This window comes from Mesorhizobium sp. WSM3859, from assembly GCF_002295065.1.
Classification (GTDB): Bacteria; Pseudomonadota; Alphaproteobacteria; order Rhizobiales; family Rhizobiaceae; genus Mesorhizobium.
The window spans coordinates 19,107-33,258 of the sequence record NZ_NSGG01000014.1 but is presented as its reverse complement, the minus strand read 5'-3'; the positions used below and the strand labels follow the sequence as shown (position 1 = coordinate 33,258).

General features: G+C 64.9%; 10 protein-coding genes. 4 read left to right on the top strand and 6 right to left on the bottom strand.

What is annotated here, in order from left to right; translation table 11 throughout:
- Window positions 1-199 precede the first annotated feature (199 nt).
- Window positions 200-1,090 carry an SH3 domain-containing protein gene (locus CK230_RS24875; protein ID WP_095819792.1) on the top strand — a complete coding sequence of 297 codons (891 nt, stop codon included), beginning with the start codon at window positions 200-202 and terminating at the stop codon, window positions 1,088-1,090.
- Window positions 1,091-1,131: 41 nt separating this feature from the next.
- Here the strand turns inward: CK230_RS24875 and CK230_RS24870 are convergent, their stop codons facing one another.
- Both CK230_RS24870 and CK230_RS24865 read right to left on the bottom strand, forming a co-directional pair.
- Window positions 1,132-2,427: a Mur ligase family protein gene (locus tag CK230_RS24870; protein ID WP_095819791.1), complete on the bottom strand. Its 1,296-nt coding sequence runs from the start codon at window positions 2,425-2,427 to the stop codon at window positions 1,132-1,134.
- 75 nt (window positions 2,428-2,502) lie between these two features.
- Window positions 2,503-3,249 carry an SDR family oxidoreductase gene (locus tag CK230_RS24865; RefSeq protein ID WP_095819929.1) on the bottom strand — a complete coding sequence of 249 codons (747 nt, stop codon included), beginning with the start codon at window positions 3,247-3,249 and terminating at the stop codon, window positions 2,503-2,505.
- A 308-nt stretch (window positions 3,250-3,557) separates the two neighbouring features.
- Between CK230_RS24865 and zwf the strand changes: the two genes are divergently transcribed.
- From zwf to edd, 3 genes are all read left to right on the top strand, one after another.
- Window positions 3,558-5,027, top strand: coding sequence for a glucose-6-phosphate dehydrogenase (zwf, locus tag CK230_RS24860; protein WP_095819790.1), 1,470 nt, complete (start codon window positions 3,558-3,560; stop codon window positions 5,025-5,027).
- Entirely contained in the window at window positions 5,009-5,725 is a 717-nt protein-coding gene (pgl, locus tag CK230_RS24855) for a 6-phosphogluconolactonase (RefSeq protein ID WP_095819789.1), read from the top strand. Before zwf ends, pgl begins: the two co-directional genes overlap by 19 nt.
- 61 nt (window positions 5,726-5,786) lie before the next feature.
- The gene (edd, locus tag CK230_RS24850) at window positions 5,787-7,610 is read left to right on the top strand and encodes a phosphogluconate dehydratase (protein ID WP_095819788.1); all 1,824 of its coding nucleotides are present in this window, start codon (window positions 5,787-5,789) and stop codon (window positions 7,608-7,610) included.
- 73 nt (window positions 7,611-7,683) lie between these two features.
- On the opposite strand, the gene CK230_RS24845 is transcribed toward edd, so the two are convergent.
- The 4 genes from CK230_RS24845 to CK230_RS24830 all read right to left on the bottom strand — a co-directional run bounded on the left by CK230_RS24845 (window position 7,684) and on the right by CK230_RS24830 (window position 14,112).
- Window positions 7,684-9,342 (bottom strand): VWA domain-containing protein, encoded by a 1,659-nt coding sequence (locus tag CK230_RS24845; RefSeq protein ID WP_095819787.1) that lies wholly within the window; start codon window positions 9,340-9,342, stop codon window positions 7,684-7,686.
- A 113-nt stretch (window positions 9,343-9,455) separates the two neighbouring features.
- A complete protein-coding gene (locus CK230_RS24840; protein ID WP_095819786.1) occupies window positions 9,456-10,454 on the bottom strand; it encodes a GlxA family transcriptional regulator in 999 nt (332 codons plus the stop codon).
- A gap of 14 nt (window positions 10,455-10,468) precedes the next feature.
- Entirely contained in the window at window positions 10,469-11,368 is a 900-nt protein-coding gene (gene folD, locus CK230_RS24835; RefSeq protein ID WP_095819785.1) for a bifunctional methylenetetrahydrofolate dehydrogenase/methenyltetrahydrofolate cyclohydrolase FolD, read from the bottom strand.
- Window positions 11,369-11,598: 230 nt separating this feature from the next.
- Window positions 11,599-14,112, bottom strand: a complete 2,514-nt coding sequence (locus tag CK230_RS24830; protein ID WP_095819784.1) for a GumC family protein — start codon at window positions 14,110-14,112, stop codon at window positions 11,599-11,601.
- Window positions 14,113-14,152 lie beyond the last annotated feature (40 nt).

The following is a 14,152-nucleotide window of genomic DNA, read 5'->3' as shown; positions in this document are numbered from 1 at the left end:
GGAAGCCTTAACGGACGGCGAGAATTTCGCAATTTGGCTCACTCATGCCATAATCAGCAGTAAAAGATGCAATTATGGGCGAAAATCGGGGGATTTCGCGGGCCTTGTCCGCAATGATTTTCGGGACCGATGCCGATCGATGCCAATCCTTATGGCAATGATCGAAAGAACGTCGGCCCGCGTGTTGGAGGTGGTTTGAGTGAACGAGCCCTTCAGTTTCGGCGCGCCGCAACGGCAGCGCTTCACAATGCAGTTCGGCTATAACGTACGGCCATCCTTCCGGCAGAAGGTGCAGTCGAACGCGCATCTGGTCATTGCAGCGGTGGGCACGGTCGCGCTGCTTGGCGTGGCCGCGGTGGCGCTCTGGTTGTGCATTCCGGGCAGCGGCCGGCAGGTTGCCGCGGCCGGCGCCGAGCAGACCGTGCCGACGATCCCGGTGAAGACGACGAAGATCGCTCCGGCCGCCGCCGCGGTCAGCGTCGCAGCAGCCGCACCGCAGGCCGCGAGCAAGGCGGATGCCGTTACGCCGACGACGGCCCGCGTAGCCAGCATTCCGGCACTGTCGTCGAACAACCCCCGCTGGACCGCTTCCGACTCCAAATCCCCATCGGAGCAGGCAGCGGATAAGCCAGTTCCTTCGACGCAGGCCACCGAGCCGAGCGCTGCGCAATCAACCGACACAGCCTTCGCCGAACCGGCCGCGGAGAACGACGCCTCGGACGCGCTGTCGCAGGTTGCCGCACCCGCCCCGGCGGGCGAGACAGCCGCGAAGACGCCCGACGACAAGATGGACGGCGCCCAGACCGCCGCCATTCCCGAGGCCAAGCCGCAGGCTCCCGATGCCGATCCGGCAGCAACGGACAACGCGGCGCAGCCCAAACCGGAACCTCAGAAAGTCGGCGCGGCCGCTAACGGACGCATCTTGAGGGCCGTCACCATGCGCTCCGCACCGAAGAAGGGCGCTGCCGCGATCGTCACCGTGCCCGCCAAGGCCTCGGTGCAGGTGATGAACTGCAAGAAGTGGTGCGAGATCGTCTATAACGGCAAGCACGGCTGGGTCTACAAGAGCTACGTCAAGACGGGCGCGTGAGGCCGTTGTGCCGGCGCCGCCGCGTCCGAACCGCGATGCCGTCAGCCGCCGAAGAGGCGACGCAGGCGCTGTCGCCGGCGATCATTCCTGCGCTTTTTGACGAAATCCCGGTGCTCCTCGAACGGCACTTCGAAAAGGCCGCAATCCTGGCAACCTTCCTTCTTTCCGCAAGCGGGGATCCAGCATTTGACATCATGTGTCCAGGCGAGCGCCAAACGTTCCAGGTGGAGACTGGAAGAACTCTTGAGCAGGATGAGTTCGCCTGGCGCCGCCGTGCGCCTGAGATGATCTGAAGCCTCTTTCGGCGTGCGCAGTTCGACGAACCGGCCGCTGTCACGATCGGCCTTGCTGGCTTTCGAGCGATGGGCATGCTCCCCGACATAGATCACCTGGTCGGCAATCTCGCGCGCACTTTCATAGGCGCGCGCATATTTTGCGTTTGAACCGGCAAAGTCGGATAGCTGGCCGAGCACGATCCGCTTTCCCCCGGCCCCTGATTTCGCCACCATGTCGAAAGCGAGGGGCAGCGAATGCCACGGCGCTTTGGCGGTGTCTACGACGAAATGCGGTCCTCCGTCGACGACCACAACGTGGCAGCGGTTCGCCAACGGCACGAATGTCGCGATCCTTTCCTCCACCATTCGCGCGGGCGCGCCAAGCTCGAGCGCGGTCGCGGCCGCGGCAGCCGTCGGCAGCCAGAAATGCTCGCCCGGAAATGGTGTCTCGAGCTTCAGCGTTCCGCCCCGCCAATGAAGCGTGAAGCCGAGCGTGCGCGGATAGGCGGCGTTGATATCGGCGACGCGATAGTCGGCCGTTTCCGACTCGCCGAACGTCACGAAGCGATGCGTATCGCCGGATGCCATGGCCAATACATTGGGATCGTCGGCGTTGAGTACCCCCAGGCCGCCAAGTTCCAGCTCCTCGACCAGTGCGCGTTTTTCGCGAGCGACGTTCTCCAGCGTCTTGAAGCTGGAAAAATGCTCGAGCCGCACCATCGTCACGACGGCCACATGCGGCTTCAGCATCTGCGCCATGGGCCTGATCGTATCGACGCCGAAAGCGCCGGCCTCGAAGACGACGTAGTCGACCTCGCCACCCTTGTTCATGCGCTTGTAAAGCGTGCTGACCAACGACTTTATCGTATTGGCCAGGACCCGGGTATAGACCCGCCGGTGGCCGCCCAGGATGTGTCCGAGCAGGCTAGCCGCAGTCGATTTCCCGGAGCTGCCGGTTACGCCAATGAAAGTGGCCTTGCTTCGCGCTCGCGCACGCTTCGCCCGGTAGATTTTGAGGCGCTGCCCCAGATCCTCGCGAATTTTTCGCAGTCCGGCATTCATGGCACCCGCCTCGTCCAGGCACCGTTATGCCTTTCGCCGGATCGTCGAGTCAAACACGGGCCGCACGTCCATTACTTAGATACAGCGCCCGCCGTCGACCTCCAGCGCCACGCCGGTTATGAAGGCCGCTTCGTCCGAGGCCAGCCACAGCGCCGCATTGGCGATGTCGAGCGGAGTCGAAAGCCGGCCGAGCGGGATCGAGGCGCGGAATTTTTCGCGGATTTCAGGCGTGTCGGCGCCCATGAATTTCTCCAGCATGCCGGTCTCTCCGGCAACCGGGCAAAGGCAGTTGACGCGGATGTTCTTCGGCGCCAGCTCGATGGCCATCGACTTGGTGGCGGTGATTGCCCAGCCCTTGGAAGCATTGTACCAGGTCAGTCCCGGCCGCGGCCGAAGCCCGGCCGTCGAGGCCGTGGTCAGGATGACGCCGCCGCCCTGCCGGTCCATGATCGGCACGACGGCGAGCGCCGCATGGTAGATCGCCTTCATGTTGACCGCGGTGATCAGGTCGAAGGTTTCCTCATCGACGCCGAGCATATCGCCGTTGCGGTGGGTGAAGCCGGCATTGTTGACCATGATGTCGATGCGGCCGAACGCGCTCTTGGCGGCGTAGATCATCTCGTCGAATTCGGAGCGCAGGGACACGTCCGTCTGGGTCCAGATAGCCTTGTTGCCGATCTCGTCGGCCACCCGCTCGGCGCCCTTGGCGTTGATATCCGCGACGACTACGCGCGCGCCCTCTTCGGCAAAGCGCTTCGCCATGCCCGCGCCGAAGCCCGACGCGGCACCGGTGATGATGGCGACCTTGTTTTCCAGACGCATGGCCTTCCCGCTCATTGGATTTCCGCAGTTTTTGACGTGACTTTTCCACCTGCCGTCCGCCCGCCCCAGGCCCGGCAATATCTCCCTTAGCTTTCGTCACATTCGCGTTCTATGGTGCAGGTGCGAACGCTGCCGGAAGCCATGGCTTGCCGACAAGCTTGCCGGCAGCGCGCGAGTGTCGGGAATCATGTGGGCCGATGCAAGTGCAAGCGATTGGTCCTGCCTGTGACACCATGGCACTGGAAAATTTAAATCGATTAGAATATACCAGCCATGCTGCCGGTATCAGGCATCAAATCGGACTGACCATGACCAGCCAGATCATTCCTGTCGATCCCTTCGACTTCATCATCTTCGGCGGCACCGGCGACCTGTCGGAACGCAAGCTCCTGCCTTCGCTCTATTATCGCCAGCGCGACCATCAGTTCTCCGAGCCGACGCGCATCATCGGCACCTCGCGCGCGAAGATGAGCGACGCCGAATTCCAGGCCTTCGCCAAGAAGGCGATATCCGAGCACGTGAAACCGGCCGATGTCGATGCCAAGGAGCTTGAGACTTTCTTGGCGCGGCTTTCGTACGTGTCGGCTGACGCGACCACAGGCGCCGGCTTCGACGAACTCAAGAAGGCGATCGGCGACAGCGACCGTATCCGCGCCTTCTACCTCGCGGTGGCGCCGGCGCTGTTCGGCGATATCTCGCATCAGCTCAAGCAGAACAAGCTGATCACGCCGAATTCGCGCATCGTGCTGGAAAAGCCGATCGGCCGCGACCTCAGCTCGGCACGCGCGCTGAACGACGCCGTGGGCGACGATTTCCACGAAAGCCAGATCTTCCGCATCGACCACTATCTCGGCAAGGAAACGGTGCAGAACCTGATGGCGCTGCGCTTTGCCAATGCGCTCTATGAGCCGCTGTGGAATTCGGCGCATATCGACCATGTTCAGATCACTGTGGCCGAGACCGTCGGCCTCGAAGACCGCGTTACCTATTACGACAAGGCCGGCGCGCTGCGCGACATGGTGCAGAACCATATTCTGCAGCTGCTTTGTCTCGTCGCCATGGAAACGCCGTCGTCCATGGACGCCGATGCGGTGCGCGACGAGAAGCTGAAGGTGCTGCGGGCGTTGAAGCGCATCAACGGCAACGAGGCGCCCAAGCATACGGTGCGCGGCCAGTACCGCGCCGGCGCCTCTGCGGGCGGTCCCGTCAAGGGCTATGTCGAGGAACTCGGCAAGGACAGCAACACCGAGACTTTCGTCGCCGTCAAGGCCGAGATCGGCAACTGGCGCTGGGCCGGCGTTCCCTTCTATCTGAGGACCGGCAAGCGGCTCGCCACCCGCGTCTCGGAAATCGTCATCGAGTTCAAGCCGATCCCCTATTCGATCTTCGGCGACAGCGCCGGACCGATCTTCGCCAACCAGTTGGTGATCCGGCTGCAGCCGAACGAAGGCGTCAAACAATACATCATGATCAAGGATCCCGGCCCGGGCGGCATGCGCCTGCGCCAGATCTCGCTCGATATGAGCTTCGCTCAGTCCTTCGACGCGCGCGCGCCGGACGCCTATGAGCGGCTGATCATGGATGTGGTGCGCGGCAACCAGACGCTGTTCATGCGCCGCGACGAGGTCGAGGCGGCCTGGAAATGGATCGACCCGATCCAGAATGCCTGGGAAAGCGCCCGGCAGGAAGCCCAGGGCTATACGGCCGGAACCTGGGGGCCGTCGGCCTCGATCGCGCTTATCGAACGTGACGGACGGACATGGCACGAGAGCAATTGAGCGAGGTCAGCTACGGCTGGAACGGCTTTGCCGATCGCCAGGACCTGGCGACGGCGCTTGCCGGCGAGATCGCAGACCGGTTGACCCGGGCCGTTGCGGAACGCGGCACGGCGCTGCTCGCCGTGTCCGGCGGGACCACCCCGGCGAAGCTGTTCGCCGCGCTGTCGACCACGCCGATCGCCTGGGACAAAGTCACCGTGACGCTGGTCGACGAGCGCTTCGTGCCGCCATCCTCGCCGCGATCGAATGCCGGTCTGGTGGCGGCGAACCTGCTGCAGAGCAAGGCAGCGGCGGCGCGCTTCGTGCCGCTCTACCATGAGGCGGCAAGCATCGAGGACGCCGCGGCGGCGGACAGCGAAGCGCTGCGGTCGCTGCGCTGGCCGCTCGACGTGGTGATCCTCGGGATGGGCGGCGATGGCCATACGGCCTCGTTCTTTCCGGATGCTGGTAACCTCGAGGAGCTGCTCGACCCGGCATCCCAGCGGATCGTGCTGCCGGTGCATGCGGCGAGCGGCGGTGAGCCGCGGCTGACGCTGTCGATGGCACGCATCGTCGCCGCCGGCTTCGTCGCGCTGCACATCGAAGGCGAGGACAAGCGCACAGCGTTCAACGGTGCGATGGGTCCAGGCGCAAAAAAGCCGATCCGCAGCGTGCTCGAAGCGGCGCCAAGACGGATAGAGGTGTTCTGGGCACCCTGATTTCATATGAGGACAGCCCGGTGGCAGGGGAGGACGCTTACCGGGCTCGAAAGGACGGACCATGACAGCCAGACGCGATATCGAAGCCATCACGGAACGCATCCGCCAACGTTCGAAAGCCGGGCGAGAAGCCTATCTCGGCCGTATCGCGGAGGCCTCCAGCCGCACCGCCAACCGCGCGGTGCTGGGCTGCGGCAACCTCGCCCACGGTTTTGCCGTGTGCAGCCCGTCGGAAAAGATCGCGCTCGGCGGCGACCAGGTGCCGAACCTCGGCATCATCACCTCCTACAATGACATGCTGTCGGCGCATCAGCCCTTCGAGACGTTCCCGGCGCTTATCAAGGAAGCCGCGCGCGAGGCGGGTGGCATCGCTCAAGTCGCCGGCGGCGTGCCGGCGATGTGCGACGGCGTCACGCAAGGCCAGCCCGGCATGGAGCTGTCGCTGTTCTCGCGCGACGTGATCGCCATGGCGGCGGCGATCGGCCTGTCGCACAACATGTTCGACGCCGCCGTCTTCCTCGGCGTCTGCGACAAGATCGTGCCCGGGCTGGTGATCGGTGCGCTCACCTTCGGGCACCTGCCGGCGGTCTTCATCCCCGCCGGACCGATGACGACCGGCTTGGCGAACGACGAGAAGGCCAAGGTCCGCCAGCTCTATGCCGAAGGCAAGGTCGGCCGCGCCGAACTGCTCGAAGCAGAGTCCAAATCCTATCACGGGCCGGGCACCTGCACCTTCTACGGCACCGCCAATTCCAACCAGATGCTGATGGAGATCATGGGGCTGCACACCCCCGGCGCCTCCTTCGTCAATCCAGGCACGCCGCTGCGCGACGCGCTGACCAGAGAAGCGGCCAAGCGCGCGCTGGCGATCACCGCGCTCGGCAATGCCTACACGCCGGTCGGGCGCATGATCGACGAGCGCTCGATCGTCAACGGCGTGGTCGGCCTGCACGCCACCGGCGGCTCGACCAACCATACGATTCACCTGATCGCCATGGCCGCCGCCGCCGGCATCGCGCTTACATGGCAGGATATTTCCGACCTGTCGGAAGCCGTGCCGCTGCTCGCGCGTGTCTACCCGAACGGGCTTGCCGATGTGAACCATTTCCATGCCGCCGGCGGTCTCGGCTTCCTGATCCGCGAGCTGCTCGACGAAGGCTTGCTGCATGATGACGTGCAGACGGTGTGGGGCGAAGGCCTGCGGCCCTACGCGGTCGAGGCGCGGCTCGGCGACGACGGCAGCGTGGTGCGCGAAGCGGCACCGGCCGTCAGCGGCGACGAAAAGGTGCTGGCGCCAGCGAAGAAGGCGTTCCAGCCGACCGGCGGGCTGAAGGTGCTCGGCGGCAATCTCGGCCATGCCGTGATCAAGACTTCCGCCGTCAAGCCCGACCGGCGTGTCATCGAGGCGCCGGCAAAGGTGTTCGACAGCCAGCAAGGCCTGAACGACGCCTTCAAGGCCGGGACGCTGACCGGCGACTTCATCGCGGTCATCCGCTTCCAGGGCCCGAAGGCCAACGGCATGCCGGAACTGCACAAGCTGACCACAGTGCTCGGCATCCTGCAGGATCGTGGGCAGCGGGTCGCGCTGGTGACCGACGGGCGCATGTCGGGCGCTTCCGGCAAGGTGCCGGCGGCGATCCACGTGACGCCGGAAGCGGTCGAGGACGGTCCGATCGCCAGGATCCATGACGGTGACGTCATCCGCCTCGACGCCGATGCCGGCACGCTGGAGGTGCTGGTGCTGGGAACCGAGTTCGCGCTGCGCCGCACCGCGGATGCCGACCTGATCGGCAACGAGTTCGGCTTCGGCCGCGAGCTGTTCGCCGGCTTCCGGCAGTTGGTCGGCCGCGCGGATCATGGGGCGGCGGCGTTCGGAAACGCCTGACATATTCTCCAACAGCTCTCAAAAAAGGGGCGGCCCGATGCCGCCCCTTTTTTTGACCGCCTGGCAGTAACCCCTACTGCACCGTGATCTCGCTCCGCTCCCCGGCCTTGATCGTCACCGGCATTTCCTTGTCCTGGCCCTGGTCGGAGGCGTGCCGCACGACCACGTAGTCGCCGGCGGGAATCGTCTGCTGCCAGCTGTCGCCATAGCTCAAGCCCAGCGACTTGCGCTTGCCTTCTATGTCCTTCTTCGACGAGAACACCTCGATCGAGTAAGCGCCAGGCGCCGACATCGCCAGCACGCCGGCGTCGAGCGTGACCTTGATGTCCTGGTTGTCGCCGGCCTTGATGGTGAAGGGCTGCTCGACGACGGCGAGATCGAGGGTCGTGAGCGCGACATAGTCGTCCGGCGGCAGCCAGAACTTGCTGTCCGGACCGTAGGCGTGCTCGACGCTCTCACGGGAACCGTCGATCTTCTTCTTCGCCTTGACGATCTCGAAGCCGAGACCGGAATTGTCGGCCTTGTCGCCGCCTGCCGTATAGAAGGCATTGAGCACGGCGTGGCCGACGCCGACGACGACGTCCTTCTCGACCGTCTGTCCGGCAGCAAGCTGGATGGTCTCGCTCACCGTGCCGGCGCCGATCTGCACCGTCACCTTCTGCTCGCCGGCGGGGACAGTGGCCTTGGCGTCGCCATAGTGGGTGGTGCTGCCGCCGGGATAGGCGAAGTCGACACGCGCCTCGCCGCTGATCTCCGATCCCTGGCTCGCATGCGGATGGATAACCAGCGTACCGCCGTTGAGCGTGAACAGCGGCTTGTAAACCTGACCGGCCTCTATTCTGATCTTCTGCTCGCTTCTTGCCTCGTCGTCGCGCCCGACGACGATATAGTCGCCCGGTTCAAGATTGGTTTTCAGCTCGCCATACTCGGTCATGACCTGATCGCCGCGCGCGCCATCCGCATTGGCCTTGTAGATTTCCCAAGCATTGCTGTTGTCGGAGATCTCGGGACCTCCCTCGGCCATGACCACGCTCGGCATGAAATTGAATTCAGGCTTGGCGGGCTCGGGCGCTGGCGCGGGTGCCGGAGAGGGCTCAGGCGCCGGCGCCGGGGCCGCCACGGTCTCGACCAGCGCCTCCTGCAGCGCCTTCTCGTCGGAGGCCTGGATGTATTTGCCGCCGGTGTTTTCGGCGAGGCAGGCGATCTGCTTGCCCTCGTCGGCGGTCAGGCCGAAGCCGACGACATCGGCGGTGAAATCGACGCCGCTTTCCTTGAGCTCCTTGCCGAGCGCGCAGGGATCGCCGCCGCAGGTCTCCAGCCCGTCGGTGATCAGCACCACGGTTGCCTTGTCCTCGGTATATTTCAGCGCCTCGGCGGCCTGCTTGACCGCGGCCGTGAGCGGCGTCTTGCCGAGGAATTTCATGCTGTCGGCGGCCGCCGAAATGGCGCTGGCGGAACCGGCTTGCGGCGGCACGATCAGCTCTATGTCCTCGCAGCTGCCTTTGGTTCGATGGCCATAGGCCATGAAGCCGATCTCATCGTCGGCCGGAACCGACTGCAGCACCGTGCGCAGCGATTCACGCGCGATCTCCAGCTTCGGCTTGCCATCTATCTGAGCCCACATGGAGCCCGATGCATCGAGGATGATAATGACCTTGTTGGCGGCAAAGCCAAACGTGGTCATCGACAAAAGGAGGATCGCCGCAGCGACGCTCCGTGCCATTCCCGCCATAGAAATCTCCTGAGTGAACCCCCGTCCGCGTCGGAAAGCTATTTGACGCGGCGTTAGGATACAAGCCTGCGGGAGATGTCCCCAGCTAGGCATTCGCTCGTGGAGCTTGGGTATCAGTAGGTGGTGCGCCGCTCTTCCGATGGCGGGCGGCCAAACTGCAGCCGGTAGCTCTGCGCGAAATAGGAATGCGAGGTGAAGCCGGTGGCGATCGCCACGTCGAGGATCGGCATGTTGGTCTGGCGCAGCAATTCGCGCGCGCGTTCGAGCCTCAGCCGCATGTAATAGCGGCCGGGCGTCACGCTGAGGTGACGCAGGAAGAGGCGCTCGACCTGGCGCACCGACAGGCCCGCCGACTTGGCGAGTTGCACCGCAGACAACGGCTCATCGAGATGGTCGGCCATCAATTCGACGATGCGCCTGAGCTTTTCCGACTTGCCGGTGAGGTCGCGTTCCGGTCCGACGCGCTGGCGGTCGCCGGCCGAGCGGATGCGTTCGTGCTGGAACTGGTTGGCGACGCCATTGGCGAGATTGGAACCGAAATCGCCGCGCACGATCTCCAGCATCAGGTCGATCGAGGTAGTGCCGCCGGCGCAGGTGTAGCGCTTGCGGTCGATCTCGAAGACGTTGCCGGTGCAGTTGATATCGGGGAAGCGCTCCATGAAGCCGGCGCGGTTCTCCCAATGGATGGTGCAGCGGTAGCCGTCGAGCTGCCCGGCTTCGGCGAGCAGATAGGAACCGACCGAGAGGGCGCCGAGCGCATTGCCGCGCCGGCCCCAGCTGCGCAGCGCCGCCAGCACCTTGCTCTTGCCGGGGAATTCGGTGGTGAGGCCGACCGAGACGAACAGGATGTCGACCGGCGGCATGTCTGCGACCGAATAGTCGATCTTCAGCGGCAGGCCGTTCGAGGCCATGACCGCGTCGCCATCGGCCGAAATCGTCGTCCAGCCATAGAAGTCGCGGCCGAGCAGGCGGTTGGCCGAGCGGAAGCAGTCGATGGCCGCGGCCAGCGAGAACATCGAGAACTTGTCGACGAGCAGGAAGCCGAACTGACGGCCGCCCTGAACGGGATCGTTCGTGATCGGCCGTTCGACAGGAGCAGTAAGGTTCGGCAAGGATCTGCTTTCGATCAGAAGGACGGCCGCTTCAGCCCGGCCGCGAGGTAGGCGGAAGCTACAGTGTTCGCCATCAGCATGGCAATGGTCATCGGCCCGACGCCGCCAGGAACCGGCGTGATGGCGCCCGCGACCTTGGCCGCCTCGGCATAGGCGACGTCACCGACCAGGCGGCTCTTGCCTTCACCCTTTTCGGGCGCCGGGATGCGGTTGATGCCGACGTCGATCACGGTCGCGCCGGGCTTCACCCAGTCGCCCTTGACCATCTCCGGGCGACCGACGGCGGCGACCAGGATGTCGGCGGTGCGCGCCAGCGCCGGCAGGTCCCTGGTGCGGCTATGGGCGATGGTGACGGTGCAGTTCGCGGCGAGCAGCAGATTGGCCATCGGCTTGCCGACGATGTTGGAGCGGCCGACGACGACGGCGTTGAGGCCGGACAGGTCCTTGCCGCGCACGCGCTCGATCAGAAGCATCGAGCCCGCCGGCGTGCAGGGCACGAAGGCCGTCTCGAGCTCGCCGGTGCCGAGCTTGCCGACATTGATGAAGTGGAAGCCGTCCACATCCTTCTCCGGCGCGATCGTCTGGATCACCTTGCCGGCGTCGATATGGCCCGGAAGCGGCAGCTGCACAAGGATGCCGTGGATCGACTTGTCGGCGTTGAGATCGCCGATGATCTTCAGCAATTGTTCCTCGCTGGTGTCGGCCGGCAACGTATGCTGGAGCGAATGGAAGCCGCATTCCTTGGCGGTGCGCGATTTCGAGGCGACATAGACTTGGCTTGCCGGATCCTCGCCGACGATCACCACGGCAAGGCCGGGTTTGGTGGCTCCCTTGGCCGACAGCTCCGACGTCAGTGCCTTGACCTTCGAAACCACATCCTCGGCGACACGCTTTCCGTCAATCACTTCGGTCATCACGAACTCTCCGTTTTGAGGCCGCATCGATGCATGCCCCATGCCTCAACCCGGCATTCCGAACCGCCAACGCAAGGCGCAATCGGCCGAAATGCCGCGCGGCATTTTCACGAAAATTCGACAAGGCAATCCCGTCAAAGCGTCGTCGGATGCCGTAAACCCGAAACCCGTCGCTTTTATCGAAGGGCGAGCGGCGAAGAAATATGGGCGGTCAAGAAATACCGGCGGCTTTAGAAATAGCGGCGGCGCGAGCGGCTTTCGGTCAGCTCGCGCACCGCCTCGCGAAATTCGCGAAGGCTGGCGCGGATCTCGTCGATCTCACCCTGGTCGGCGGACGACTGTCGCGCGTCGCCCGGGACTGGCGGTTGCGGATCGTAGGAGGCGGGTGATGCCGAATAATGATCCTCATACGGATCGGTCCGGCCATGGTCCGGCCGATGGGAATAGCCCTGCTCGTATGGCGGTTGAATATTCTGCCGCGCCGAGGTTTCAGCCCCAGGGTAGCGCTCCTCCCGGCTGGGCGCGCGCCAGGCGCTTTCGGGTGGGACGGAGTCCAAGTCAACCGTTTCAGCGGGCTCGCGACGCACGAAATAGCGAACCGCCGAGGCCAGCGATCCGAAAAGCCCCGGACGGACGGCGTCATTGTCCGGCATCAGTGGCGGTGTGACGGGTTGGGCTGCAGGCGGCGCGGCCGCCGACACGGGTTGAGGGGCCGCAGGTGAGGCAGGCGGCGGTGTGGAAGACGCGGCCGGCGGCGTGAATGCCGGAGCCGGAGGCGGCGTAAATGACCTGGCCGGAGGCGGCGTGAAAGACGGGGCGGGGGGCTGCGGCGTGAAAGACGCGGCCGGCGGGGGAGCGACCGGCGGGGCCGGCGGCGGTGTCACGAGCGGCGGCGGCGTGACGAGAGGCCGAGCGGCGCGGTTGGAAGTGTTCTCCACGACTGTAAGGCGCTCGTCGACCCTGCGCCGCGAGCGGCCATCGGCCATTTCACGCAGGCTGGCAAGGATGCCGCGCAGTGCGCCGAGGCCGATGCCGGCGAACAGGCCGGCGAACAGGCCGGCCACGGCCAGCACCGCGCGCGACGGCCCCTTGGCCTGCAGTGGCGCATAGGCGTCCGAGATGACGCTGATGTTGGCCGTGTTGATATCCTTCTGCTCGCCGGTTTCCTTGGCGCGCAGCAGGAACTGCTCGTAGACGGAGCGCTTGGCGGCCGCCTCGCGCTCCAGCTCGCGCAGCGAGACAAGATTGTTGTTGACGTCGCCGCTCTGCACCTTGGCCTGCGCCAGGCGCGAGGAAAGATCCTGCTCGAGTTGGACCGAGCGCTTCAGGTCGACCTGGAGCGAAGACGCGATGCGCTGCAGTTCGGCGCCGATGCGCTCGCGCGCGCCGGCAAGCTGGGCATTCAGCGCCTCGATCTCCGGATGGCGCGGCCCAAGCTTGACCTCAGCGCGGTCGGCTTCCTGCTTCAGCGCCGCATATTGCGAGCGCAGCTCGCTCATCATGTTGGAGTTGATTTCCTCGGGCAACGTGCCGCTGAGAACCGAATTGACGTTCAGCGAGCGTGCCGAGGCGGCGCGGGCGTTGAGCTCGAGCGTGCGGGCGCGGGCGACGGAAAGCTGCTCGTTGAGCTTCAGCATCTGGTCGTCGCTGATCAGGTGACCCTGCGCGTCGACGAGGTCGTGGGTTGCCCGGAAATCCTCGACGTTGCGTTCGGCCGTCTCGACGCCCTTGCGCAATTCATCGAGCCTGGCGGTGAGTTCGTCATTGGCGCGGCCCGCGGTGCTCGACTGGATCTCGCTGGAAATCTGCTTGAAAGCCTTGACCATGGTGTTGGCGATCAGGGCAGATTTCTCCGCATTCTGCGTCGTGGCGCTGACCGAGACCACGAAGGTCTTGCCGCCACGTTCGACGTCGAGGCTGTCGTACAGTTTGCCGACCGCCAACGCGCGCTTGCGCGCTTCGTCCGCAGCACCGGCATCCTGCCGCGACAGGATCGAGCGCAGCGTCGACATCAGGCCGAATCCGCCATTGCCTTGGCCGTTGAACTCAGGATCCTTGGTAAGGTTGAGATCGGTGACGACTTTGTTGAGGACGGTGCCAGAGGTCAGGATGCGGACCTGGTTCTCGACGATGGCGAGCGTCGCATCCGAGGCGACCACGTTCTGCGTCAGGTCGCGATCGGTGAGCTTGAGATCGCGCGGGTCGACGATGACGTCGGTGGTGGCCTCGTATTTCTTCGGTGTCGACAAGGCGATGGCGACGCCCAGGGCGGCGCCCAGGATGGTCGTCGACAGGATCAGCGCCTTGGATCGCGTGATGCCGTGCATGACCTGCATCGGGTCGATCAGCGGCTTCCATTCCTCGGAAACGTCGCCGGCGGGTGGCCGGCTCGTCTGACGCGGCTCAGGCGCGGCTTGCGGCTGCTGGCTCTCCGAAGGGGTTTCATAGAACGACTCGGGCGGCGCAGATCGATCTCTTCCGCGCCAGTCATGTTCGGTTTTGACCGGCTCCGATTCCGCTTGCGCCGGATCAACGCCAAATCCGTCGGCATCGGCGGGCCGTGGATTCAACTTTCCTTCGCGCTCGGAGCGCGCGGCGCGATGGCGCGCAGCGGCGTCCTCGCGCCAGGCAGAGTTGGCCCGGTCGCCGATCGAAACCGTGTTGTCGTCGCCACGCATGGCTTGGCCGAGCGCCAGCAGGGAACGCTCGCGCCTCCAGTCATCACGGTTATCCCTGTCGACCATTGTCCTGGAACTTGCTTTCTGGCGGCTTGGGCGCGGCGGA

Coding starts and splice junctions, on each gene's coding strand:
- CK230_RS24870 (WP_095819791.1), bottom strand. CDS start 2,427: ATGAATGCCGGACTGCGAAAAATTCGCGAGGATCTGGGGCAGCGCCTC.
- CK230_RS24865 (WP_095819929.1), bottom strand. CDS start 3,249: ATGCGTCTGGAAAACAAGGTCGCCATCATCACCGGTGCCGCGTCGGGC.
- zwf (WP_095819790.1), top strand. CDS start 3,558: ATGACCAGCCAGATCATTCCTGTCGATCCCTTCGACTTCATCATCTTC.
- pgl (WP_095819789.1), top strand. CDS start 5,009: ATGGCACGAGAGCAATTGAGCGAGGTCAGCTACGGCTGGAACGGCTTT.
- edd (WP_095819788.1), top strand. CDS start 5,787: ATGACAGCCAGACGCGATATCGAAGCCATCACGGAACGCATCCGCCAA.
- CK230_RS24845 (WP_095819787.1), bottom strand. CDS start 9,342: ATGGCGGGAATGGCACGGAGCGTCGCTGCGGCGATCCTCCTTTTGTCG.
- folD (WP_095819785.1), bottom strand. CDS start 11,368: ATGACCGAAGTGATTGACGGAAAGCGTGTCGCCGAGGATGTGGTTTCG.
- CK230_RS24830 (WP_095819784.1), bottom strand. CDS start 14,112: ATGGTCGACAGGGATAACCGTGATGACTGGAGGCGCGAGCGTTCCCTG.